Source organism: Halobaculum sp. CBA1158 (assembly GCF_021431925.1).
Lineage (GTDB): Archaea > Halobacteriota > Halobacteria > Halobacteriales > Haloferacaceae > Halobaculum.
Map to the genome: position 1 here is coordinate 2,730,171 of NZ_CP090371.1, position 24,045 is coordinate 2,754,215.

Sequence of the window (24,045 nt, forward strand, 5' to 3'; positions counted from 1 at the left end):
TGACCGCCGCCGACGGGACGCGGGACGACGACCGGGAACCGACTGGACGGGGACCGACGACGACGGGGGAACCGCCGGTCGACGCCGTGGCTGGCGAGCGGGAAAACGGGAGAACGGACGGCGGTCGTGCTCGACGGCGGTGTCAGGTCGGCCCGGAGGTCACGCGACGTTGAACCCCTTGTCGCGGAGGAAGTCCTCCACGCGACCGCTGTGGTTCCCCTGCAGCTCGATGGACCCGTCCTCGACGGTGCCGCCGCAGGCGAACTTCGACTTCAGGTCGCTGGACAGCGAGTCCATGTCGACGTCCTTGGGGTCGAACCCTTCGATGACCGTTACCTCCTTGCCGTACCTGCGCTCGTCGATGCGGATCGAGATCTCCTGAGACTCCTTGGCGACGTCCTCGCAGACGCAGAGTTCCTCAGGCAGTCCGCACGTCGAGCATACCTCGGACATTTCCGCTCGGGACTACAGGACCGCTATATTAAATCCTGTCGGGTGTTCGAACGGGAAATGCACCACCGCGGGGCGGGGGCCGGCGATCCCGTCCGTTCGAGGTCACGACCCGGCACCGCCGCCGCCGAGGCGACGCAGCACCGGCGCGTGTCGCCGCACCAGGTCGTCGACGGCGTCGACGGCGTCCGCGGCGGCCTCCTCGTCGATCTCGCCGGCGTAGCGCGCCCGCTCGTAGGCGTCGGCGACCTCGCGGGCGGCGTCGCCGAAGCGGTCGCGCGCCAGCGCCGCCGCGAACTGCCGGGGCGTCTCGCCCGCCCGGCGGGGGCGGTGGACGACCGCCGCGAGGAACTCCAGCCGGCGGAACGCCCGCTCGGCGTCGGTCGCGGGGTCGACGCGCGACTGTCGGAGGAGCCAGACGCCCCGCCGGAGACGGCCGACCACGCCGAACCGGCGCGCGCCGGCGACGACTCCCACGAGCGCGGCGAGTCCGACGGCGGCGTCCTCGCCGGTCGGCGTCCAGCCGTCGCCGCCCTCGCCGTCCCCGTCGCCGGCGGCTCCGGCGGTCGCCTCGCCGGTCCCGCCGACGCCGGCTGTGATCCCGCCGCCGATAGTGGCGTTGCCGAACTGGTCCTCGCCGGGGTCGACCGCGGTGAACTCCCGAACGGGGTCGTCGCCGGGAGCGGCCGTTTCGTTGTCGGGCGTCTCCGTGGGCGGCTCGTAGGTGCCGTCCTCGGAGCCGGCGGCGTCGACGTTCTCGGCCCCCTCGTCGCGGGCCTCCTCGACGCGCGACTGCTCTGCGGACTCCCGGGGCGACGCCGGCGTCGGGTCGAACCGGACCCAGCCGTGGTCGGGGAAGTACACCTCGACCCACGCGTGCGAGTCCAGCCCGCGGACGACATACTCGTCCTCCGAGACCTGCTGCCCGCTGGTGTAGCCGGTGACGAACCGGGCGGGGACGCCCTGCGTGCGAAGCATCGCGACCATGGTCGTCGCGTAGTAGACGCAGTAGCCCGCGTCCATCTCGAACAGGAAGCTGTCTGCTGTGTTCCCCTGCGGGTTCGGCACGTCGAGCGAGTACTCCTTCGTCCGTTCGAGGTAGCGCTCGATCGCGACGGCGGCGTCGTAGGGGTTCGACGCGTCCGCCTGGTCGAGCACCTCGGCGGTGCGCTCGCCCACGCGGTCCGGGGTGCTGTCGGGCAGTTGCGTGTACCGCGAGCGAACGTCGCTCGGGTAGTCGGTGCCCGCGCGGCGCAACTCGGCGGCGGAGGCCGTCGGGCGCTCGCTGACCACGGTGTAGGAGTCGTTCTCGAGGAGCGCCGTTCCCGGCCGGAGGCCGTCGTGGTCGGTCACCTGCGCGGTGTCACCGGCCCGGCCGCGCACCTCGACGGGCTTCCAGGCGGCCGGCAGCGCGTCGAGTTGGCTACGGGCGGTCACCCGCTGGACGAGCCGATCGGTCTCGCCGGGCGGACCGCCGAGCGATCCCTCGCCCTCGTAGGGTCGCGTGTCGCCGGTCCTGACCCAGCGTCCGCCGGTGTAGCGGTCGTAGGAGCCGACGCGCCAGTAGTCGGCGTCCTCGGACTCGACGACGAACCGGACCTCCGGCGACAGCCGGATGCTCCCGAGCACGCCCACGGAGTCGGTGTTCGAGACGAGACTCGCCTCGACCGACGGCGAGTCGCCGCCCGGGACCACCGGGTTCGCCGCGCTCCCCGGGAGGACCGTGACGACGGAGGTGAGCACGACCATCGCGGCCACGATCACGGCGAGGGTGTCCCAGTTGGCGAGCACCCCCCGACGCCCGGCGGCCGCGAGCCCGGAGAACCCGACCGCGAGCGTCACGCCGACGGCGGCCGCGAGGCCGACCGCGGGCGACGCGTCGCCGGTCAGCAGGAAGAAGCCGGTCGTCGCGGCCGCGACGGTCGCCGCGGCGGCGTCGCGCCGGCGGACCAGCAGGTACGCCGTCAGGAACGTCGGCACCGGCGCGAGAAACAGCGCCCACGCGCCGACGTTGAGCAGGCGCAGCACCGACAGCCCGGTGAGCAGCGCGAGCAGGTCGCCGGCGACCCGGCCGACCGTGAACAGCGCGCGCGTCGACGGCGGGATCGACAGGAAGTACCCCGCAAGCGCCAGCGCGAAGCCGACGGCGGCGAGCCCGACGGCGGTTCGCTCGCGGAGGAACGCCCCGAGCCACGCGGCGACCCCCGCGACCGCGGCGACCTCCATGACCAGCAGCGTCGCCCCGCCGACCACGTCGACGATGTGGTAGAACACCGCGAGGAACGACGCCGCCGCGAGGGCGACGCCGAGCGCGGCCGGGCGGCGGAGCGCGGCGACGAGCGAGGAATCGGCGTCGTTCCCCGCGGCCGGGCCGTCGGTCGCCTCCCCGTCGGCGGCGGCGGAATCGGAGCGGTCGTCGGTCCCGGTCCGCCCCGACCCCATCCCGCCGAAGCGGTCGCCGACGGGGGTGCTCACGCGACCACCCCGTCGTCGCGGCGGCCGCCGCGGTCGCCCCGGTCGTCCGGACCGTACCCGTCCCTCGCTCGGCCGGTCACGCCGTCGCCGTGGGGGCCGCCTCGAGCGACCGCGTACGTCGCCGGGCGGCCGTCGCGGAACTCCTCGAAGTCGTGGTCGTCGCCGGCGACGGTGATGCGCACGCGGTCGGACTCGCCGTAGACGGTCACGTCGGCGTCCTCGTCGGCGATCCGGCCGGGACCGATCACGGCGAGTCGCTCGAGCAGGCGGACCTGACTGCCGCGCTCGCCGGTGACCGTGAGCGTCCCGTCGGGGAGTCGCACGTCGACGGGGACGCCGTCGGCGACGAGCGCGAGCGCGAGGCTGGCGGTCGCCTCGGCCATGCCGTCGGCCGCGCCGGGGTCGGCGGCCGCGCCCGCCGAGACGGAGACGGCCTCCGTCTCCGCCTCCGCGGTGAACTCCTTGACGATGAGGTCGTCGCGCTTGGCCGTCGACTTCCAGTGCACGTCGCGGAGGGGGTCGCCCCGGTCGTACTCCCGGAGGCGGTCGAACTCGCGGCGCTCCTCGTGGACGCCCGTCTCGTGGAGCGCCCGGAGGTCGCGACGGGCCCACCCGGCGATCGCGTGGACCTCGGGGTACACCAGCAGTTCGTCGGTGCGGGTCGTCGAGAGGTCGACCTCGGCGAGGCCGAGCACGTCGCGGGCGGTCACCTCGGCCGGGCCGAGGCGGTGGCGGCCCCGCTCGGCGTAGCCGAGGTCGTACTCGACGGGCGTCGCGCCGACGACCGTCTCGAAGACCAGCCGGTCGGCGTCGAGTCCGTCGCCGACCCGCTCGCGGACGACGCCCGCGAACGGGCGGTCCATCCCGTCGCCCGCGGCGGTCGGCGGCGCGTCGGGGTCGCGGAACGACAGCGAGACCGCGTGCGTCCGTCCGGCGTGGTCGTCGGGGGGAACGTCGCGGACGGCGACCGGCGGCGCGGCCCGCCTGAGCTGGAGGTACGCGGCCGAGAGCGCGACGATCGCCGGGACGACGACGGCGTTGAGCGATCGCGGACCGAACGCGAGCCCGGAGGCGACGGCGACGACCGCGCAGGCGACGACCGCCTTCCCGCGTCGGGTGAGTCGCATGGCTACTCGACGGTCACCGTGGAGAGGGCGTCCTCGACCACGTCGAGGCCGGACTCGCCGCCGGTCCGGGGCCGGACGCGGTGGGCGAACACCGACCGGACCTCCGTCTGCACGTCGTCGGGGACGACGTAGTCGCGGCCGTCGATGACGGCCCGGGCCTGGGAGGCGCGCACCAGCGCGATGCTGCCGCGGGGGCTCGCGCCCAACTGGGCGTGCTCGCGAGTGTACGTCGCCAGGTCTGTGACGTACGACCGGACGGGCTCGGAGACCTCGACCTCGCCGACGGCGTCGCGGGCGCGGCGCAGTTGGTCGGTGGTCGCGACCGAGTCCAGCGACTCGATGGGGTGGCGGCCCGCTGTGCGGTCGAGCATCTCCGTCTCGTCGGCCGGATCGGGGTAGCCGAGGCGCAGTTTCTTCATGAACCGGTCGACCTCCGCCATCGGCAGCTCGTAGGTGCGGCCGGGCTCCACGTCGTTCTGGGTCGCGATGACCGTGAAGGGGTCGGGAAGCTCCCGGGTGACGCCGTCGACGGTCACCTGTTGCTCCTCCATCGCCTCGAGCAGCGCCGACTGCGTCTTCGGCGGTGCGCGGTTGATCTCGTCGCCGAGGACGATGTTGGCGAACACCGGGCCGGGCTGGAACTCGAACTCGCCGGACTTCTGGTTGTAGACGTTGATGCCGGTCACGTCGGAGGGGAGGAGGTCGGGCGTGAACTGGACGCGCTTGAACTCGCAGTCGACCGACCGCGCCAGCGACCGCGCGAGCATCGTCTTGCCGACGCCCGGCACGTCCTCGAGCAGGAGGTGGCCGCGCGCGAGCACGGTGACGAGGACGTGCTCGACGGCGGTCTTGTTGCCGACGATGACGCGGCCGACGTTGTCGGCGACGCGGTCGACGAGTTCCGACGCCTCCGAGACCGGGAGCGGGGAGCGTTCGCGCGCCGCGGCGTCGCCGTCGCGCTCGACCTCGGCGTCGACGTCCGCGTCCGCTTCGGCGTCGCTCACGCGCGACACACCCCGAATGCGGGGGAGTACACCCGGTATCGGGCTGTCTGGGTGTCGTGCACAAGCCGGGTCACGGCCCGGACGGACCTAACTCTGCCGCATGTGGACGCGCCGCACGCCGAGCCGGTCGGCCCGACGAGACCCGTCGGCTCGCGGATCCGCACGTCCGAAGGCTCCGGAGCGCTCGGGAGGGCTCCCCCGTGCTCACGGGCGGACCCGATGGTTTCGGGTGGAGCATCCGACTCCGCCGAGAGAAGCGCCCATCTCGACCGAGCGAAGCGACCGACTGAGAAAGGGTTAGGTGGGTTCGCGGGGGAGGGAAAGCCGGTTCGGGATCGAACGATGTCAGGAGGGTCACGCGGTGCGTACGGGGAGGGGTTCGTGGAGCGCGCGGTCGAGGCGCTCGACCGGGCGACCGCCAGCGTCGACGACCGCGTCCGCGACGGCGACCGCGACGCCGGCAGCGACCGCGTCCGCAACGCTGACAGCGACCGCGACGCCGAAGCGGTCGCGCGGGCGCTGTCGGAGACGCTCGCGGCGGACGCGCTCGGCTACGGCGAGCACGCCCGCGAGCGCGACGGCCGGGTGGTCCGCCTGCGCGACGGCGACGGCGTCGTCGCCGCGGTGCTGGCGGCCGTCGGGCCCGACGGGGACGCGGCCGACGCCGTCGAGACGGCGTTCGCCGCCGCGGAGGGGGAGCCGTCCGTCAGGTACGTCGTCGCCGCCGGCCTCGACCGCCTGCTCGCCTTCGAGCGCGTCGACGACGACGAGGACGGACCCGCGGGCGACGACGCCGTGACCGTCGCCGGCGTGACCGCGAGCCGACACACGGACGTTCCCGTCGACTCGGTCGTCGCGGCCGGCCGGCGCGGCCCGCTCTCGCAGACGCTTCCGCCCGGTCGGCAGCTCGCGGTCGCGAAGCTCGCAGAGCTTCGGCGAGAGGCGCTTTCGGCGGGCGACCGCGCCGGCGACCTCGACGCGACGGGGTCGCACTCGATCGCCGACGACGGCGGGCTGGAGACGCTCGTCGGGACGCTCCGGGACTGCCTCGACGACCTGCTCGCGCCCGCCGTCGCCGAGGCGGGATCGGCGCTCTCGGGGGAGACCGTCGCGTTCGACGGGCGCGCCGCCGACCTCCGCGAGGCGGCGAGGGCGGCCTCGCGGGGCGACGGCGACGAGACGGCCGCGGGACCGGCGCGACGGCGACTGCTCGCGCTCGAACGCGAGCACGCCGACGCCCGCGCGCTGCGTGCCGCCTACGGCACCTGGGTTCGCGGGGCGGGGCGAACCGGATACACGCCCTCGGAGAACCGCCGGGCGTTCGCCCGCGTCGCCGCCTTCCAACTGATCGAGGAGGCGTTGCTGGCGCGGTCGCTGGCGGGGGTCGGCGTGCTGGCCGAGACCGTCGACGGCGACGCCGTCGACCGGCTGGAGTCGTTCGCCGAGGCGGCCGGCCTCGACCGCGACGCCGGCGACCTGTTCCGGCTGTCGCGCGAGCGTCGCCGCGAGGTCATCGACCGCCGCGCGCCCAACCTCGCCGGGTGGGCGCTGGCCGACGACGGGGTCGCCGAGGCGCTCTCGCGGACCGTCTGGTACCTCGATCACTTCTCGTTCGACGCCGCGCCCGTCCGCGTCGCCGAGGCGTACGACCGCCTGCTGTCGGTCGCGGACCTCCCCGGAGACTGGGCGAGGCCGGCGTCGGGAGGCACGCCCGGCTCCGCGGACGCCGACCCGCTCCCCGCGGCGGCGCTGGATGCGGCGGGGTACGACCCCGCGGTCGCCGGCGGCGACGACGCTCCGGATCTGCTGGACCCGGCCGTCGGCGACGGCCGGTACCTGCTGGCGGCCGCAGACCGGATCCGCGCGGGGCTCGACGACGCGGAGCCGACAGAGCGGCTTCGAGCCGTCGCCGAGCGCCTGACGGGCGCGAGCGCGGATCCCCTCGCGTGTCGAGTGACCGAGACGCGGTTGGTGCTGTCCCTGCTGGACGACTGGCGCGATGTGCGCCGCCGGGACGGGGCGGTCGCGCTCGATCCGCCGCCGGTGTACTGCACCGACCCGCTGATCCGCGACGAGTTCGAGCCGGCGGCGCTGGCTCGGGAGGACTACGACTACGTGGTCGGATCGCCGCCGGCGACGCTGCGGCGCGACGTGGCCGCCGGACCGGTCGCGGACGCGTACGCCGGCTACGAGACGGCCCACTACACCTACGACACGTCGGCGCTGTACGTCGAGCGCGCGGCCGACTGGCTCGGGGAGAACGGCACGCTCGCCGTCCGGATCGCCGGGCGCTTCCGCGACACCCGCTTCGGCGAGAAGCTCCGCGAGCGCCTGCCTCAGTGGTTCCGGCTGGAGGCGCTTCGGGAGGTGGCGGGCGAGGCGGCCGGCGGGACGCCCGTCCTGCTGGTCGCGCGGCGCTTCCGGCGCAACGAGTCGTTCGTCGACCCCGACGACTACGAGCCGCCGACGTACGGCTTCACGTACGCCGAGGGGCTCGACGCGCCGGGGATCGAACGGTCGTCCGCCCGGCTGACGGCCGGGGCGTGGGACTGGGACGCCGACGGCGACGACGACGCGGTCGGGCTGTAGGCGGTCGACGGACGCCCCGGTCGACCCCGCGTCGGTGCGAAACGCTTTCGCCGCTCGCCCGCCCCCCATCCGACCAAGCAATGGTCACGGGAGCGCCGGCGACGATGCGCGAGCGCCGCGAGGAGCTCACGCCGATGCTCGCCCAGTACGTCGACGTGGCCGAGCGGTACGACGACTGCGTCGTCCTCTTCCGCGTCGGCGACTTCTACAAGGCCTTCTGCGAGGCCGCCGACGAGGTCGCGCGCGTCTGTGAGCTCACCCGGATCGAGCGCGAGGACTCCACGGGCACCTACACCGCCTGCGGCGTCCCCGTCGACAACGCCCCGAAGTACCTCCGACGGCTGCTCGATGCGGAGTACCGGGTCGCCGTCGCCGACCAGGTCGAGGACGCCGAGGAGGCGTCCGGGCTGGTCGACCGGGCGGTCACGCAGGTCCTGACGCCCGGTACCGTCGTCGAGGAGGAACTGCTGTCAGAGGGGTCGAACACCTACGTCGGCTGCGTCGCGACCGCCGTGGGCGACACGGGGGACGGCTCCGGAGGCGGGACCGACGGCGACGACGCGGCGTACGGCGTCGCGTACGTCGACGTGTCCACCGGCGAGTGCGCCGTCACCGCCGGCGACGCCGCCGCGGTCGACGAGGAGCTCGCGCGGATCGCCCCGGCGGAGCTGCTCGTCGGCCCGGCCGTGCCATCGGAGGTCGTCGACGCCGCCGACTGCATGCGGACCGAGCGCGACCCCGAGGAGTTCGCCCCCGACGCCGCCGCCGACACGCTCGCCGCCTACGCAGACCCCGAGCGCTTCGCCGCCGCCGAGCGCGTCGCCTGCGGCGCGCTGCTCGCGTACGCCGAGTACACCCAGGGCGACGACGGCCCGCTGGAGTACGTCCGTCGCGTCCGGCGGTACGACCCGCGGCGCTCGCTCCGGCTGGACGCGACCGCGCTGCGCGGGCTGGAGCTGTTCGAGAACCCCGTCGGCTCCGGCCGGACGCTGTTCGACACAATCGACGAGACGCGGTCCGCCCTCGGCCGTCGACGGCTGCGCGCGTGGCTCCGCCGGCCGCTGGTCGACGCCGACCGGATCCGGGAGCGACACGACGCCGTCGCGGCGTTCGCCGAGCGCACGCTCGTCCGCGAGGACGTGCGCGAGGCGCTCTCGGCCGCCTACGACCTCGAGCGACTCGTCGGCCGGGTCTCGCGGGGGCGGGCGACCGCCCGCGACCTCCGGTCGCTCCACGACACGCTGGCGGCCGTGCCCGAGGTCCGCGCGGCGCTCGAGGGGATCGACGCCCTGGCGGACCTCCGAGGAGCGCTGGACCCCCTCGACGACGTGCGCGAGCGGATCGACGAGGCCGTCGTCCCGGACCCGCCCCAGGAGATCACCGACGGCGGCGTGATCCGCGCGGGCTACGACGCCGACCTCGACGAGGTCCGATCGACCGCCCGCGAGGGGCGCGAGTGGATCGCCGAGCTGGAGGCGCGCGAGCGCGAGCGCACCGGCATCGAGAATCTGGAGGTGGGGTACACTCAGGTCCACGGCTACTACATCGAGGTGACGAACGGGCAACTCGAGAAGGTGCCCGACGACTACACCCGGCGACAGACGCTGAAGAACAGCGAGCGCTTCTACACGCCGGAGCTGAAGCGCCGCGAGGACGAGATCCTCGGAGCCGACGAGCGCGCCGACGCGCTGGAGTACGAGCTGTTCGCCGGGCTCAGGGACGAGGTCGCCGACGAGTCCGACCGGATCGGCGAACTCGCGGGGGCGATCGCCCGCGTCGACGCGCTGGCGGCCCTGGCGACCGTCGCCGTCGAACGCGACTACGTCCGCCCGGAGATGGTCGACCGCGACGGTGGCCGCGACCGCGACAGCGACGACCTCCACCTGAAGCGTTCCCGGCACCCGGTGGTCGAGGAGACCGAGTCGGAGTTCGTCCCCAACGACGCCGCCCTCCCGCGCGGGACGGTCGCGGTGATCACGGGGCCGAACATGAGCGGGAAGTCGACGTACATGCGACAGGTCGCGCTGTGCGTCGTGCTCGCGCAGGCCGGCTCGTTCGTCCCCGCCGACTCGGCCCGCCTGCCCGTCGTCGACCGGGTGTTCACCCGGGTCGGCGCGAGCGACGACATCGCCGGCGGCGAGTCGACGTTCATGCGCGAGATGCGCGAGCTGACCGACGTGCTCCACGACGCGACCGGCGACTCGCTGGTCCTGCTCGACGAGGTCGGCCGGGGGACCGCGACCACGGACGGTCGCGCCATCGCCCGCGCGGCCGTCGAGTTCCTCCACGACGAGGTCGGCGCGACCACGCTCTTTGCGACCCACTACCACGAACTCACCGACCTCGCCGACGAGTACGACCGCGTCGTGAACCGCCACTTCGCGGCGACCGAACGCGAGGGGGACGTGACGTTCCTCCACCGGGTCCGTGAGGGGGCCGCCTCCTCGTCGTACGGCGTCGAGGTCGCCGACCTCGCGGGCGTCCCCGAGTCCGTCGTCGCTCGCGCGCACGACCTCGTCGCCGCCGAGCGCGACGGGGACCGCTCGGCCGACGACGCCGGCGGCAGGGACGGGGACGACGACGGCGACGACGACGGCGACACGACCGAAGCGATCCCCCAGCGAACCCTCGAGGAAGTCGCGGAAAACGGCCACAGCGAGCCGTCGGCGGCGGGTCGCGATCGACGGGAGGCCAGCCCCGACCCGTCGCAGGCGACGCCCGGTCCGGAACCGGAGGAGGCGGTCGCGGCCGTCCTCGCCGAGTTACGCGACCTTTCGCTGGCGGAGACGACGCCGTTGGAGGCGTTGAACCGACTGCACGACCTCCAGCGACGGGCCGAGGCCGTCGAGGAGGGATCCCCGGGCGGTGAGGAGCCGTGAGCGAGGTCCGCGAGCTGTCGACGGCGACCGTCGAACGGATCGCCGCCGGCGAGGTGATCACCCGGCCCGCCCGCGTCGTCGCGGAGCTCGTCGAGAACGCCCTCGACGCCGGTGCCGACCGCGTCGACGTGACCGTCGACGGCGACGGCACAGAGCGGATCCGGGTCGCCGACGACGGCCGCGGCATGGACCGGGCGGACGCCGTCCGCGCGGTCGATCCCCACACGACCAGCAAGATCCGCGGGGCCGACGACCTCGAGAGCGCTCGAACGCTCGGCTTCCGCGGGGAGGCGCTCGCGGCCATTGCCGACGCCGGTCGCCTGGAACTGGTGACGAACGACGGTGACGGGGGCGGAGACGGCGACGGCGACGACGGCGACGCCGACCCGGGGACCCGCGTCGTCGTCGACCGCGCGCCGGGCGGGACCGCGATGCACGACGACCGGGACGGCGGTCACACCGGCGACGACGATCACACCGGCGACGGCGACCGCGAGGCGGCCAAGACCGTCGATGACGCCGGGCGCGCCCGGGGGACGACCGTCGTCGTCACGGACCTCTTCGCCGACCGGCCCGCCCGCCGGGAGTCGCTGGCGTCGCCGGCGCGGGAGTTCGGTCGGATCTCGGCGCTCACCACGGCGTACGCGCTGGCCCGTCCCGAGGTGTCGTTCTCGCTCACGCACGACGGCCGCGAGACGGTCTCGACGACGGGGATGGGGACGCGGGACGCGCTCGTCGCGCTGTACGGGCGCGAGACGGCCGGCGAGTCGACGGCGCTCACCCACCGCGTCGGCGTCGACCTCGCGGGGCGCGCGGCGGATCTGACCGTCGAGGGTCGGCTCTGTTACCCCTCGACGACGCGCGCGAGCCGTGACCACGTCCACGTCGCCGTGAACGGTCGGCCCGTCCGCGACGACGGCCTCCGCCGAGCGGTCTCGCGGGGGTACGGGAGCCTCCTGCCGAGCGACCGCGAGCCTGTGGCCGCGGTCCGGATCGACCTCCCGGCGTGGGCGGTCGACGCGAACATCCACCCGGCGAAAGAGCGCGTCGCGATCCGCGGCGGCGACCGGGTCGCCGAGGCGGTCGAGTCGGGCGTTCGCGAGGCGCTGACGACCGCCGACCTCCGGCGCAGCGGCGAGGTGGCGATGGACCTCGAGTCGTCGCTCGCGCCCGTCGAGGGGGCCGACTCGGCGTTCGCGGACGCGACCGTCCTCGGTGTGGCACGCGACCTGTACGTCGTCTGCGAGTCGCCCGAGGGCCTGCTCGTCGTCGACCAGCACGCGGCCCACGAGCGGATCAACTTCGAGCGACTCCGGGCGGCGCTGGCCGACGAGTCGGTGCCGTCGGCGGAGCTGAGCCCCGCGGCGACGGTGACGCTCGACCCGCCGACGGCCGCCGCCGTCGAGACGCACCGCGAGGCGGTCGAGCGCCTCGGCTTCGCGGTCGAGCCGTTCGGCGGCACCACCTACCGGGTGCGGGCGGTGCCCGCGCCGCTGGGACGGGTCGCCGACGCCGAGGCGCTCCGGGAGGTCGCGGAGGCGCTTCGCGACGCCGGCGGCTCGGGATCAGCGAGCGGCGCGGGCGGCGCGAACGCTTCGGGCGGAACGAACGGCACGGGCGGCGCGTCGGCCGTCCGCGAGGAGCTGCTGGCGGACCTCGCGTGTCACCCGTCGCTGAAGGCGGGCGACGACCTCGACCGCGAGACGGCCGCCGGACTGGTCGAGCGCCTCGGCGAGTGCGAGCGCCCGTACGCCTGTCCGCACGGGCGACCGACCGTCCTGTCGCTGGGGGAGTCGACCCTCGCGACCGGGTTCGAGCGGGAGTGACCCGACGGTCGATCGTCGCCGGGGCGTCGGTGGCTCACCACGACTTGCAGTCGGCACAGACGTAATCGCCGTCGTCGCGCCAGCGCCGCGTCACCGTTGTCCCGCAAGCCGCGCAGGCGACTCCGTCGGGCGAGACGTCGAGCGTCGGAGAGACGGGATCGGCGTCGTCGACGACGGGAGCGTCCGAGTCGCCGTGGGCGTCCGAACCGTCGTCGCCGCGTCCAGCGTCGTCGCCGCGTCCAACGTCGTCGCCGTCGGCGGTCTCGGCCGCGAACTCGTCGAGCGAGCGGTCCTCGGGCACACCCCGAGGAAGCGGCGGCGCGGACATAACTCCGGCGAGGGCGGCCGCCGATCGGGCCGACCGGTCGGCCGTCGCCGTCCCGGCCGACACATCAACGCTCAAGTCCCCGCGGCGACGAGGTGTGCGTATGGTTACCGTCACCGACTTCGTCGTCAGGCTGGTCACCAGCGTCCTCGACCTCGTCGTCATCTTCGTGACGGACGTGGCGCTTCGGGACCCGCTGTCGTTCGTCTCGTTCCTGTTCGGCGCGCTGTTCGTCGGCGGGGCGTCGCTCGTCCTCGGCTACCTCGCGCTCGGGGCGCTCGGCTACGAGTTCGGTATCGGCGACCCCGCAAGCGAGTCGCGCTACGACCGCGCGCAGCGCTCGCGCTGACCGGAGCGCGACCGCCTCCCGACAGTTCGACTCCGTCGTTCAGTCCTTCTCGCCCGCGCCGACCGCGCTCTCGCCGAGCTTTTCGCTCCCCTCGATGACCTCGCGACCGCCCATGTACGGCTGCAGGGGCGCTGGCACGTCGACCGTGCCGTCGTCGTTCTGGTAGTACTCCAGGATGGCGACGACGACGCGCGGGACGGCCACGCCCGAGCCGTTGAGGGTGTGGAGGTACTCGGCCGACTCGTGGCGTTCGGGGCGGAATCGCAGGCCTGCACGGCGGGCCTGGAAGTCGCGGAAGTTCGACACCGACGAGACCTCGAGCCAGCGACCGCCCTGGTCGGGGCCGTCGTCCATGTCGTCGCCGGGGGCCCACACCTCGATGTCGTACTTCTTCGCCTGCGTGAAGCCGAGGTCCCCCGTGCACATCTCCAAGATGCGGTACGGGAGATCGAGGCGCTTCAGGACCTCCTCGGCCTCCTCGACGAGGCGGTCGAAGCGCTCGTCGCTGTTCTCGGGGCGCACGAAGTTCACCAGCTCCACCTTGTTGAACTGGTGGACGCGGACGATCCCGCGCGTCTCTGTGCCGTGTTCGCCCGCCTCGCGGCGGAAGTTCGGCGAGTACGCCTGGTGTTTGACCGGGAGGTCGTCGTCCAGCAGGATCTCGTCGCGGTACATGTTCGTCACGGGAACTTCGGCCGTCGGGAGGAGCCAGAGGTCGTCGTCGTCGATCTCGTCGGCGTTCTCGTCGCCGACGCGGTAGGCGTCCTCGACGAACTTCGGGAACTGACCGGTCCCCTCCATCGAGCGCGAGTTCACCGGGATCGGCGGGAACACGTCGGTGTACCCCTGCTCGCGGTGGACCTCCAGGAAGAACTGGATGAGCGCGTGCTCCAGCATCGCGCCCTCGCCCTTCGCGAAGTAGAAGCCCCCGCCCGACACCTTCGCGCCGCGGTCGAAGTCGAGGATGTCCAGATCCTCGCCGAGGTCGTAGTGCGGGGTCACCTCCGGCGGGAGACTCCGGAGGTCGTCGAACCCCTCGCGCCGCCGTTCGACGTTCTCCGACTCGTCCTCGCCGACGGGCACGTCGTCGTCGGGGATCTGCGGCAGGTGGAGCATCGCCTCGTGGAGCTCCTCCTCCAGTTCGTCGGCGCGCTCTTCGATCTCTTGGAGCTCCGACTTGAGGTCCTGGCTCCTGTCGATCGCCTCTTGAGCTTCCTCCTCCTTGCCCTCCTGTTTGAGCTGGCCGATCTTCGACGAGACCTCGTTGCGCTCGTGTCGGAGCGTGTCGCCGCGACCCTTCAGGTCGCGCCACTCCTCGTCGAGTTCGAGGATCCGGTCGAGGTCCACGTCGACCCCCTTGTTCTCGATGCCCTCGCGGACCGCCTCGGGGTGCTCGCGGAGGAACTGCCTCGAAATCATTTGGTGGGGATTCCGGTGGTCGCGCCTAAACCGTGTCGGGTCTGTGTGATCGATTGGCTGTCGTGGTTTCCGGAAGCGACGACGACTGATCCACAGATCCAGTTGCGGTGAGGGTACAGTTTCCGAAAGCCCCCGGGCGTCTCGTGGGCTGCGACTCGCTGCGCTCCTTGGCCTTCGGCCTGCGGTGCTTGCTTCGTCTCGCCTCACGAGACGCCCGGCCCCTTTCAGTCCCACCCGTGGTTCGAGCAGGCCGGACGTTGATGCCTCTCGAACGGTGCGCACGAACCGCGGCCGCGGTGGCGCGCGTCGGCGGGCCTCCGTGCCCGCCGACCGCGCGAGGGGCGAGGAGCACAGCGAGGCCGGAGGCCGAGCGAGCACCGCAGGCGGCTGGGGAGGGTGAGGTCGCGGGTGGGACTGAAAGGGGCCTTTCGGGAACCGTGTCTCCGCGGTGTCGTCCGACTCCGACGGCTGCTCGTACCCACCCCGGCGGACGAAACCGGCCGATCCGAACCGCGACTTATCGACTGAATTCGATCGCCGCGCCCTGCCCGAAGCCGACGCACAGCGACGCCAGTCCGCGGTCCGCGTCGCGCTTGATCATCTCGTGGATGAGCGTCACCGGCAGCCGCGCGCCCGAGGCCCCCAGCGGGTGTCCAAGGGCGATCGCGCCGCCGTTGACGTTGTAGATGTCCTCGTCGATCCCCAGTTCCCGACGGGCGTACTCACACTGGGAGGCGAACGCCTCGTTCACCTCCACGAGGTCGTAGTCGTCGATGTCGCGGCCCGCGCGCTCCAACAGCCCTCGCGTCGCGGGGACCGGGCCGATGCCCATCACCGTCGGGTCGACGCCCGCGACGTTGTTCGTGCCGACCTCCGCGAGCACGTCGAGTCCGTGCTCGTCGGCGAACTCCCTCGAGCACACGAGCGTCGCCGCCGCGCCGTCGGTGATCTGCGAGGAGTTCCCCGCCGTCACGGAGCCGTCGCCGGTGAACGCCGGCGAGAGCCCGCCGAGCGTCTCCATGTCCGTGTCCGGGCGGATGCCCTCGTCCTCGGTGACGACGCCGTCGTCGGTTTCGATCGGAACGATCTCGTCGTCGAAGCGGCCCGACTCCGTCGCCTCGGCGGCGCGGTGGTGCGACCGGACGGCGAACTCGTCTTGGGCCTCGCGGGAGACCTCGTACTCCTCGGCGACCTTCTCGGCGGTCATCCCCATCTGAAGCTGGAAGACGTTATACATCTCCGACAGTTCGGGGTGGAGGTGCTGGTAGGAGTCGCCGTCCATCGGCACCCGACTCATGCTCTCGACGCCGCCGGCGACGATGCACTCGCGGTTCCCGGCGGCGACCGCGTCGCCGGCGGAGATGATCGCCTGCATCGAGGAGGCGCACCAGCGGTTGATGCTCGTCGCGGGCGTCCCCTCGCCCAGTTCCGACAGCAGCGCGATGACGCGGGCGACGTTGTTGTCCTGCTCGCCGCGCTGCTGGGCGACCCCCCACATGAGGTCGTCCACGTCGTCGGCGTCCAGGTCGTGCTCCGCGAAGATGTGGTCGATGAGCGCCACGGAGAGGTCCTCGCTTCGCGTGTCCGCGAAGACGCCGTCCTGCCTGCCGAACGGGGTGCGATACGCGGCCGCGATGACGGGTGTTGCCATGGCCGATACTGCGCGGTCGATCCTGATAAATCCGGGAGAACCCCGGATCCGTTTCGCCGCGTTGCAGCGCCGACCGTCGCCTGCGCGGGCGTCGCACCGACCGTCGTTTCCTCTGCGGGCGTCACACCGACCGTCACCGGATCGTCAGCCGTCGCATTCCGGCACTCTCGGAAGCCGGCGCGTGCGATCGCCTCACACGCCGGTTTCCGGCGCTTCGACGCGCTTAACAGCCTCCGGCGGCAAGTCCTGGGGGATGAGTGACCCGGCAGAGGACGTGGTCGAACTTCTCGTGACCGTCCACCGCTACAACGAGGACCGCGACCTCGACGCCGACGACCTACCGCCGCGGTACCGCCAGGTCTTCTGGAGCGAATCGCCCGAGGAGGAGGACGGACCGGGCGGCGTGGAGCGCCCGCTTCACGTGACCGAGTCGACTGCGAAGACCGCCACCGGCGTCGAGCGCCCGTGGGAGGCGATCTCCGATCTCCTGTTCACCCAGCGGAAGGACTTCTCCGGGGAGGTGTCGCTGTCGCAGCCCGAGATGGCCGTCGAGTGGCTGCTGGACCGCGTCGACGACGACGACCTCCTGAGCAACCCCGTGCTCGCGGCGATCGCCGACGACCCGGACGTCGAGCACGACGCCGAGTTCTCCGTCGACCACGCCGAGGCCCGCGACGAGAACCGCCCCGTGCGCGCCGACCGGGTGTGGATCGACGCGCTGCTGGGCGAGTACTTCGACGAGGAGGAGGACGCCGAGATGCTCGATCTCGTCACGGTGAAGGCACCCGAGGAGATCGAGATGACGCTGAAGGACCTCGTGCTCACGACCGACCAGGAGGGCGAGATCCGCAAGCTGATGAAGGCGATCGAGCACCGCCAGTACCTCGCCGACATCGGCCTGCGCGAGATCGGCAAGCTCCTGTTCGTGGGGCCGCCCGGCACCGGCAAGACGACCGCCGCCCGCGCGCTCGCCCACGAACTCGGCCTCCCGTTCGTCGAGGTGAAGCTCTCGATGGTGACCAGCCAGTACCTCGGCGAGACCGCCAAGAACGTCGAGAAGACGTTCGAGGTCGCGAAGCGGCTCGCGCCGTGCATCCTCTTCATCGACGAGTTCGACTCCGTCGCCAAGACCCGCAAGTCCGACGAGCACGCCGCACTCAAGCGCGCGGTCAACACCCTGCTCAAGAGCATCGACGAGGTGTCGCTGGTCCGCGACGAGGTGCTTCTCATCTCGGCGACGAACCACCCCGACCAGCTCGACGCCGCCGCCTGGCGGCGCTTCGACGAGATCGTCAACTTCCCCAAGCCCGACCGGCAGATGCGCTCGGACATCCTCCGGGTCATCACCCGCGAGATGGAGATCGCCAAGTTCGACCCCGACGAGGTCGCCGACCGCACCGAGGGGCTCACCGGGAGCGACCTCCGGCTCGTGCTCCGGGAGGCCGTCTTGGAGGCGCTCACCGACGACCGCATGGAGATCACCCAGGAGGACATCATGGACGCCGTCCAGGACTTCGAGGAGCGCGATAACCTCAAGAATATGAACATGATCGACGGCGAGGGCGCGGAGGTCGTCGGCGACGGCGGGGACGGTCACGACCACGACCACGATCACAGTCACGACGACTGAGGCCGAACGACACGCTATTTCACTACTCTACTCGAGATCCGTTTCGGATAGCGCGGACTGACGATAGCCGGTTTATGTCCCAGCGGGCTTCTCAATATGAGGTATACGTATGATGCCGTCGGAATATGAGGCATAAGCCAGAATACGAATGTGGACGAGGAAAACGGAACGAGGATCCGTGTTTCAGTTCCGTCCGGTGCCGCGGCCCGTACGCCTCCTCGGCGACGGAAGAGATCCTGTTGTTCCTCATACTGTCGGACGTAACTTCGTGAAAATATTCGCCACCCCCGGTGTGGCGAAATTCTTGAAATGCTTACCTCCGACAGTATCAGCCGCCACCGATTCGAACGGTTCTCACGGCGGGAACTCGCCGAACGCATCGACGTTTCGGAGGCGACGGTCCGACGAACGGTTCGGATACTCGCCGCAGCCGATCTCGTCGGTATTCGGTCCGAGGCCGGTGCCAAACACGTCGAGATCAACCGGGATCGTCCTCTCGGGGGTCACCATCCGGGGAAGCGAGGAGTTCCGAACGCTCCGAAACGCATTGGCCCACGGTGAGTTCGATGAGGATCCGTCGGACGTTGTCGACGGTTCCCTCTCGCGAGTGGCTCCCTCAGACTTATTACAGATCGTTACATTCTATTACACATGCCAATTAGCATCGACCACTTCGACGAGGGGCCCGCGGATATTCTCGACCTCCAGGAGGGGACGCAACCGTATCGTATCATCCAATTCCTCGCCGAGAACAGCGAACAGGCGTTCACGCAGACGGAAATTCACGAAGCGACAGACATCAAGCGCGGGAGCGTTGGAGCTGCGCTGTCGCGCTTGGAGGACCGCGGCCTCGTCCGCCACCGCGGGCGGTACTGGGCCATCGCAGCGGATGACCGCCTCGCATCGTACGCGGCGCAGGTGAACGCCAGCTCTGCCTCGACGACGGACGACTACTACGGGGATGAGGAATGAGCGAGGGCTACGAGCGAGGTGCGGTCGTGAAAGGCCCCGATCTCCTCGTGGGCCACGAGTACCGCCCGTACGTCTGTTTGAACGATGACTCACACCCGTTCCACGACGAGGAAGCGCTCTACGCGGCAAGCACGACGACGCGACGCGCAGTCGCCATCCCACTCACCGACGACGACTTCGTTTCGGGCGGCCTGCCCCGAGAGAGCTACGTGAACCCGTGGACAGTCGTCACGGTTCGACACGCCGACATGGATCACGTAGAGGGGCGTCTCATCGAGGCGACGACCGAGAAGATCACCCGAGAGGTCGCCGGCTACATCGGCGTTCGGTAGCCCTGCATTCGGGTGGCGATTAGAGTTCCGCGACGAGATTCTGACCGGAGCACTGCTTCGGGTGAAGGTGCCTATCCGACTCCCCGTTCGCATCGAAGTCTCGCTGCGCTCGACCTCGCTCCCGCTCACGGGTCGCTGCGCTCCCCGTTCGCGTTTCGTGGCCTCGCTTCGCTCGGCCACGCTCCCGACACGGCTTAGTCGCCCCCTCCCACACCATCGGGTAGATGCGCGTCACCCTCCTCGGCACGGGCGACACCACGGGAACTCCGACCGTCGGCTGCGACTGCGACACCTGTGAGGCCGCCCGCGAGCGCGGGATCGAGCGCTCCCGATTCTCCGTCCACGTCGAGAACGACCGCACCGGCGAGAGCCTCCTGATCGACTTCTCGCCGGACTTTCGCCAGCAGTTTCTCACCCACGACGTTCCGCTGCCGGACGCCGGGGTCGTCTCGCACGTCCACTTCGACCACCTCGACGGCCTCGGCAACGTCTACCGCCTGGTCGACGACCTCCCCGTGTACGCCGCGAGCGAGGTCGACCCCGTCACCGGCGAGTCGGTCGCCGACACGGTCCGCTCGAAGTACGACTACCTCGACCGCGTCACCGTCGAGGACGCCTCCCCGTTCGATCCGGTCCGCATGTGCGGCCTCGATGTGACGCTCGTCCCGGTCGATCACCCGCCGCTCGTCTGTTACGGGCTCTCGGTCGAGGACCCCGAGACGGGCGCGAAGCTATCGCTGTCGGGCGACACGAGCTACGACGTGTCCGGCGACTCGCGGGCGGCGCTCGCGGACCCGGACCTCCTGCTGGCCGACGGCATCGTCCCCGCGCGCTTCTGTGAGTACCACCCGATGGGCGGCACGGACGAGGGGCCCGACGGCACGCCGTACACCTTCGGCACGAAGCACATGACTCGGGAGGGCGCGCTCGCGTTCGCCGACGACCTGAACGCGGAGACGACGCGGCTGGTCCACCTCGCGCACTACTACCCGCCCGAGGAGGCGTTCGCCGAGCCGCTGGCCGTCGACGGCGAGACGTACGATCTGTAGACGGCCCCCGCGCTTCTCGGCCGTCCGTCCCGGCGAAGGTATTTGCCGCTCGGACCCGTAACCGGTCTAACTTGAACGTCCGTTCGACCCCGGCGGCGACGGTGGCCGTCGCCGCCCTCCTCGCGGCCTCGGTGCTCGTCCCGTTCGTCGGCGTCGCCGGCGCGGTCCCCGACGCCCGCGTCGCGGTGACCGACGCGACCGTCTCGCCCGCCACGCCGACCGCCGGCGCGCCGATCACCGTCGAGGCGACCGTGCGACTCTCGGCAGGCAGCGACTCCCCGGCCGACCTCGACCGTCTCGCCGTCGTCGACGCCGACGGTGAGACGGTGGGCGAGGCGACCGGACTCGGATCCCTGTCGCCCGGCGAGACGCTGACGGTGCCCGTGAGCGTCACCCTCGACGAGGTCGGCGAGCACGACCTGACCGTCGTCGCCGAGTTCTCCGACGACGACGACGAGACGGCGACGGCGCGGAGGCCGCTCTCGCTGGTCGTCGAGCGGGGCGGGCCGCTGGTCGAACTCGACGCGTCCGAGGCCGTCGCCGGCGCGGACTCGACCGTCGGCGTCACCGTCTCGAACCCGACGACTGCAGCGTTGCGCGACCTGGTCGTGACCGTCGAGAGCCCGAGCGACGGCGAGCGGACCCGCCGGACCGTCGCGACGCTCGCGGCCGGGGCGAGCCAGCAGCTCAACTTCTCCGTGCGGCCCGACGAGGCCGGCGAGCGACCGTTCCGCGTCGCCGTCGAGTACACGACCGCCGCGGGGACGCGCGCGGAGACGGCCCACGAGCGCGCCGTCGTCGTCGACGCCCGGTCGACCGACGTGGGCGTCCGGGTCGACCCCGCCGGCGACGGCGGCGACGGCGCGGGCGGCGGCGTCGGCGCGGCCGGGCTCGCTGGCGTCATCGGCGGGGGCGGCGGAGGCGGTGCGCTCCAGCCGTCCGGCGGCGGCGACGGCGGGTCCGAGGACGGCACGGCCGTCGACGTGACGGTGACGAACTTCGGCAACGCCGCCGTCGAGCGCGTCGTGCTCGTGCCCCGCGGCGACAACGGTACCGTCGTCGAGTCGATCGGCCGCGTCGCCGTCGCCGACGCGCTCGCGCCGGGAGAGGCCGCGACGGCCACGGTCGACCTCTCGGACGTCGAGACCGCCGGAACGATCCGGTTCGTCGCCGAGTTCGTCGCCGCCGGAGAGCGGGGCGAGGCGGCCGTCGGCTACGACGTGCGTCCCGAGCGCGGGGCCGTCGACCTGACCGGTATGAACGTCAGCGTCGGGGAGGGCGGTCGAGTCACCCTGGAGGGCAACCTCGGTAACGTCGGCGACGGCGAGGTCTCGGGCGTCGTCGTCGGCGTCGCAGACGGGGAGTTCGCCCGGGCCGCCTACCCGCAGCGCGACTACTTCGTCGGCTCGGTCGGCGCGAGCGAGTTCGCCCCCTTCCGGGTGACCGCACGGGTTGACGTCGCGAACGCGTCGACCGTGCCGGTCGCCGTGTCGTACACGACCGGCGACGACCGGATCCGCGAGGTGATCGAGGTACCGCTGCCGACGGGCGCGGGCGACGCGAGCGACGCCGGATCGACGGCCGCGATCGGCGGCTTCGGGGCCGTCGGCGGCGGACTCCTCGTCGTCGGCGTCGCCGTGCCCGCGGCCGTCGCCGTGCTCGCGCGCCGGTACCGATGAGCCGCGGCGACTCGGGGGCCGCCCCCGAATCGATCGACGGTGAGCAGGCCGCTGGCGGACCGATCGCCGACGACGTCGATGCGGACCGCGACGGCGACGGCGACAGCGACGCGGACCGCGACGCCGCCCGCGACCGCGACGCGGACCGCGACGCCGCCCGCGACCGCGACGCCGATTCACACCGCGACGCCGGCCCCGACACCGATGCCGACGGCAACCGCGACCGCGACTGCGACGGCGACCGCGACGCCGCGCCGCCGCTGCGGCTCGTCGACGTGGTCAAGCGCTACGAGGGCGGCGGCGGCACGGTCACGGCGCTGTCGGACGTCGAGTTCGCGGTCGCGGCCGGCGAGGTCGTCGCCGTCGTGGGCCCCTCCGGCTCGGGGAAGTCGACGATGCTCAACCTGCTCGGACTGCTCGACGACCCGACAGAGGGGCGGGTCGAGCTTCACGGCTCGCCGGTGGCCGGACGGACGGCCCGCGAGCGCACGGACGTGCGCCGGGAGACGATCGGCTTCGTCTTCCAGGACTTCCATCTCGTCCCCACGCTCTCGGCCCTGGAGAACGTCCGCCTGCCGACAGCATTCCTGCCCGAGGACCGCACGGACCGCGCCCGCGACCTGCTCGGCAGGGTCGGCCTCGGGGACCGGCTGGACCACACGCCCGACGAGCTGTCGGGCGGACAGAAACAGCGCGTCGCCATCGCGCGCTCGCTGATCAACGAGCCGGACGTGCTGCTCGCGGACGAGCCGACGGGGAACCTCGACCGCGACACCGGCGTCTCGGTGCTCGAGGAGGTCCGCGAGATCGCCGCCGGCGGCGTCGGCGTCGTCGCCGTCACCCACGACGACCTGGTGACCGACTACGCCGACCGCACCGTCAGGCTCGTCGACGGGGTGCTCCGGGATGCGTGACCGCCTCCGAGCCGGCCTCCGTCGGCTCGTCGGCGCGCTCCGTCGGGGCGGTGCACGGATCGGGGGCGTCGCCGGCGCGGGGGCGACCCGCGCACTCGAGGCCGTCCCCGAGCCGGTCGCCGACCGTGCGCGTCGCGCCGCCGCGCGGGTCGGTCGGCGGTTCCCGGCGGCGTCGCTGGCGGTTCGCAACCTCTCGCGACAGCGCCTCCGCGCGGGGCTGGCGGCGCTGGGGATCGTCATCGGCGTGTTCGCGGTGGTGTCGCTGGGGATGCTCGGAACCGCGCTCCAGACGGCCGCGACCGACGAACTCGGGGGGCTCGGAAATCAGGTGATCGTGAGTCCCGCCCCCGAGACCGACGCCGAGACGCTGAACGCCCGCGACCTGCAGGCGATCGAACGCGCCGCCGCGGGCCGCGGAGCGGTCGTCCCGCTGAAGTCCGCTGGCGCGACCGTCAGCGCCGGGAGCGGACGGACCGTCGCGCAACTGTACGGGACGACGAATCCCGGGGCGTTGTTCGGCGACGCGCCGGGCGTCCCCGCGTACCACCGCCAGGGGGCGATCGTGGGGGCGGACGTCGCCGGCGCGCTCGACCTCCGGGTGGGCTCAACCCTGACGGTCGAGTCGAACAGCTACCGGGTGGTCGCGGTGTTGCCCGAACAGGCGTCCGTCTCCCCGCTGCAGGCGGACTCAGCGGTCGTGTTGCCGCCCGGCGAGTTCGCCGCCGACGGCTACTCGCAGGTGGTCGTGCGCGCCGACTCCGGCGGCGACGCCGAGGCGGTCGCCGGCGAGGTGCGCGACCGGCTGAACGCCCGCGAGCGCCGCGTGTCGGTGTTCTCGCTGACGAGCATCCTCTCGCAGATCCGGGAGTTCTTCGCGCTGCTCAACGGCTTCCTGCTGGCGGTCGCGGGCGTGTCGCTGGTCGTCGCCGGCGTCTCCATCTTCAACGTCATGCTGATGACAGTCTCCGAGCGCCGGGGCGAGATCGGCGTGCTCCGGGCGGTGGGGATCCACCGCGATCAGGTGTTGCGGACGCTGCTGGTGGAGGCGACCCTCCTCGGTGTCGTCGGCGGCGCGGTCGGGGTGGCGCTCGGGACCGTCGGCGTGGTCCTCGTCGCGCTCAACACCGACCTCCCGCTGGATGCTGTGCTCGTCCCGACGAACGCCCTCGTCGCCGTCGGCGCGTTCGCCTTCGGCGCGACCGTCGCGCTCGTCGGCGGGCTCTACCCGGCCTACCGCGCCGCCTGGGAGCCGCCCGTGGAGTCGCTTCGCGGGTAGGGTCAAGCGCCGGTCGCGTCGCGACGGGCGGGAGGGCCGAGTGGATCGGCGGGACGGCCGAATGGACCGACGAACGCGGGCGCGGGGAGACCCGAAGAC

Annotated in this window: 18 protein-coding genes; 11 read left to right on the top strand and 7 right to left on the bottom strand. The window is 72.4% G+C overall.

The window, feature by feature from the left end; translation table 11 throughout:
- Window positions 1-159: 159 nt before the first annotated feature.
- The 4 genes from yciH to Hbl1158_RS14280 form a co-directional block, all read right to left on the bottom strand.
- Complete coding sequence (gene yciH / locus Hbl1158_RS14265) at window positions 160-453, bottom strand: stress response translation initiation inhibitor YciH (RefSeq protein ID WP_234297916.1); 294 nt, start codon at window positions 451-453, stop codon at window positions 160-162.
- A 102-nt stretch (window positions 454-555) separates the two neighbouring features.
- On the bottom strand, window positions 556-2,925 hold the full coding sequence (locus tag Hbl1158_RS14270; RefSeq protein WP_234297917.1) for a transglutaminaseTgpA domain-containing protein: 2,370 nt from the start codon (window positions 2,923-2,925) through the stop codon (window positions 556-558).
- Window positions 2,922-4,052: a DUF58 domain-containing protein gene (locus Hbl1158_RS14275; RefSeq protein ID WP_234297918.1), complete on the bottom strand. Its 1,131-nt coding sequence runs from the start codon at window positions 4,050-4,052 to the stop codon at window positions 2,922-2,924. The genes Hbl1158_RS14270 and Hbl1158_RS14275 overlap by 4 nt, the downstream gene beginning before the upstream one ends.
- Before the next feature lie 2 nt (window positions 4,053-4,054).
- Window positions 4,055-5,056 (bottom strand): AAA family ATPase, encoded by a 1,002-nt coding sequence (locus Hbl1158_RS14280; RefSeq protein ID WP_234297919.1) that lies wholly within the window; start codon window positions 5,054-5,056, stop codon window positions 4,055-4,057.
- Window positions 5,057-5,398: 342 nt separating this feature from the next.
- Between Hbl1158_RS14280 and Hbl1158_RS14285 the strand changes: the two genes are divergently transcribed.
- From Hbl1158_RS14285 to Hbl1158_RS14295, 3 genes are all read left to right on the top strand, one after another.
- A complete protein-coding gene (locus Hbl1158_RS14285; RefSeq protein WP_234297920.1) occupies window positions 5,399-7,645 on the top strand; it encodes a hypothetical protein in 2,247 nt (748 codons plus the stop codon).
- Window positions 7,646-7,725: 80 nt separating this feature from the next.
- Window positions 7,726-10,524: a DNA mismatch repair protein MutS gene (gene mutS / locus Hbl1158_RS14290; protein WP_234297921.1), complete on the top strand. Its 2,799-nt coding sequence runs from the start codon at window positions 7,726-7,728 to the stop codon at window positions 10,522-10,524.
- Window positions 10,521-12,350: an ATP-binding protein gene (locus Hbl1158_RS14295; RefSeq protein ID WP_234297922.1), complete on the top strand. Its 1,830-nt coding sequence runs from the start codon at window positions 10,521-10,523 to the stop codon at window positions 12,348-12,350. The genes mutS and Hbl1158_RS14295 overlap by 4 nt, the downstream gene beginning before the upstream one ends.
- Window positions 12,351-12,384: 34 nt before the next feature.
- Here Hbl1158_RS14295 and Hbl1158_RS14300 read toward each other — a convergent pair whose 3' ends face one another.
- The gene (locus tag Hbl1158_RS14300; RefSeq protein WP_234297923.1) at window positions 12,385-12,651 is read right to left on the bottom strand and encodes a hypothetical protein; all 267 of its coding nucleotides are present in this window, start codon (window positions 12,649-12,651) and stop codon (window positions 12,385-12,387) included.
- 127 nt (window positions 12,652-12,778) lie between these two features.
- Here Hbl1158_RS14300 and Hbl1158_RS14305 point away from each other — a divergent pair, with 127 nt between their 5' ends.
- Window positions 12,779-13,024: a hypothetical protein gene (locus Hbl1158_RS14305; RefSeq protein ID WP_234297924.1), complete on the top strand. Its 246-nt coding sequence runs from the start codon at window positions 12,779-12,781 to the stop codon at window positions 13,022-13,024.
- A gap of 39 nt (window positions 13,025-13,063) precedes the next feature.
- Here the strand turns inward: Hbl1158_RS14305 and serS are convergent, their stop codons facing one another.
- Complete coding sequence (serS, locus tag Hbl1158_RS14310; RefSeq protein WP_234297925.1) at window positions 13,064-14,443, bottom strand: serine--tRNA ligase; 1,380 nt, start codon at window positions 14,441-14,443, stop codon at window positions 13,064-13,066.
- A gap of 517 nt (window positions 14,444-14,960) precedes the next feature.
- Window positions 14,961-16,094, bottom strand: coding sequence for a thiolase family protein (locus Hbl1158_RS14315; RefSeq protein WP_234297926.1), 1,134 nt, complete (start codon window positions 16,092-16,094; stop codon window positions 14,961-14,963).
- A 253-nt stretch (window positions 16,095-16,347) separates the two neighbouring features.
- Here Hbl1158_RS14315 and Hbl1158_RS14320 point away from each other — a divergent pair, with 253 nt between their 5' ends.
- From Hbl1158_RS14320 to Hbl1158_RS14350, 7 genes are all read left to right on the top strand, one after another.
- Window positions 16,348-17,724, top strand: coding sequence for an ATP-binding protein (locus Hbl1158_RS14320; protein WP_234297927.1), 1,377 nt, complete (start codon window positions 16,348-16,350; stop codon window positions 17,722-17,724).
- A gap of 651 nt (window positions 17,725-18,375) precedes the next feature.
- Window positions 18,376-18,696: a helix-turn-helix domain-containing protein gene (locus Hbl1158_RS14325; RefSeq protein WP_234297928.1), complete on the top strand. Its 321-nt coding sequence runs from the start codon at window positions 18,376-18,378 to the stop codon at window positions 18,694-18,696.
- Complete coding sequence (locus Hbl1158_RS14330; protein WP_234297929.1) at window positions 18,693-19,028, top strand: hypothetical protein; 336 nt, start codon at window positions 18,693-18,695, stop codon at window positions 19,026-19,028. Before Hbl1158_RS14325 ends, Hbl1158_RS14330 begins: the two co-directional genes overlap by 4 nt.
- A 224-nt stretch (window positions 19,029-19,252) precedes the next feature.
- Complete coding sequence (locus Hbl1158_RS14335) at window positions 19,253-20,077, top strand: MBL fold metallo-hydrolase (protein WP_234297930.1); 825 nt, start codon at window positions 19,253-19,255, stop codon at window positions 20,075-20,077.
- Between the two features lie 71 nt (window positions 20,078-20,148).
- Window positions 20,149-21,756 (top strand): CARDB domain-containing protein, encoded by a 1,608-nt coding sequence (locus Hbl1158_RS14340; RefSeq protein WP_234297931.1) that lies wholly within the window; start codon window positions 20,149-20,151, stop codon window positions 21,754-21,756.
- Window positions 21,757-22,016: 260 nt separating this feature from the next.
- On the top strand, window positions 22,017-22,670 hold the full coding sequence (locus Hbl1158_RS14345; protein WP_234299544.1) for an ABC transporter ATP-binding protein: 654 nt from the start codon (window positions 22,017-22,019) through the stop codon (window positions 22,668-22,670).
- The gene (locus Hbl1158_RS14350; RefSeq protein ID WP_234297932.1) at window positions 22,663-23,946 is read left to right on the top strand and encodes an ABC transporter permease; all 1,284 of its coding nucleotides are present in this window, start codon (window positions 22,663-22,665) and stop codon (window positions 23,944-23,946) included. Before Hbl1158_RS14345 ends, Hbl1158_RS14350 begins: the two co-directional genes overlap by 8 nt.
- Window positions 23,947-24,045: the final 99 nt, after the last annotated feature.

Bases quoted from the DNA above. Each gene is read 5' to 3' on its own strand.
- yciH (WP_234297916.1), bottom strand. From the start codon at position 453: ATGTCCGAGGTATGCTCGACGTGCGGACTGCCTGAGGAACTCTGCGTC.
- Hbl1158_RS14275 (WP_234297918.1), bottom strand. From the start codon at position 4,052: ATGCGACTCACCCGACGCGGGAAGGCGGTCGTCGCCTGCGCGGTCGTC.
- Hbl1158_RS14285 (WP_234297920.1), top strand. From the start codon at position 5,399: ATGTCAGGAGGGTCACGCGGTGCGTACGGGGAGGGGTTCGTGGAGCGC.
- mutS (WP_234297921.1), top strand. From the start codon at position 7,726: ATGGTCACGGGAGCGCCGGCGACGATGCGCGAGCGCCGCGAGGAGCTC.
- Hbl1158_RS14305 (WP_234297924.1), top strand. From the start codon at position 12,779: ATGGTTACCGTCACCGACTTCGTCGTCAGGCTGGTCACCAGCGTCCTC.
- serS (WP_234297925.1), bottom strand. From the start codon at position 14,443: ATGATTTCGAGGCAGTTCCTCCGCGAGCACCCCGAGGCGGTCCGCGAG.
- Hbl1158_RS14315 (WP_234297926.1), bottom strand. From the start codon at position 16,094: ATGGCAACACCCGTCATCGCGGCCGCGTATCGCACCCCGTTCGGCAGG.
- Hbl1158_RS14320 (WP_234297927.1), top strand. From the start codon at position 16,348: ATGAGTGACCCGGCAGAGGACGTGGTCGAACTTCTCGTGACCGTCCAC.
- Hbl1158_RS14325 (WP_234297928.1), top strand. From the start codon at position 18,376: ATGCCAATTAGCATCGACCACTTCGACGAGGGGCCCGCGGATATTCTC.
- Hbl1158_RS14330 (WP_234297929.1), top strand. From the start codon at position 18,693: ATGAGCGAGGGCTACGAGCGAGGTGCGGTCGTGAAAGGCCCCGATCTC.
- Hbl1158_RS14335 (WP_234297930.1), top strand. From the start codon at position 19,253: ATGCGCGTCACCCTCCTCGGCACGGGCGACACCACGGGAACTCCGACC.
- Hbl1158_RS14350 (WP_234297932.1), top strand. From the start codon at position 22,663: ATGCGTGACCGCCTCCGAGCCGGCCTCCGTCGGCTCGTCGGCGCGCTC.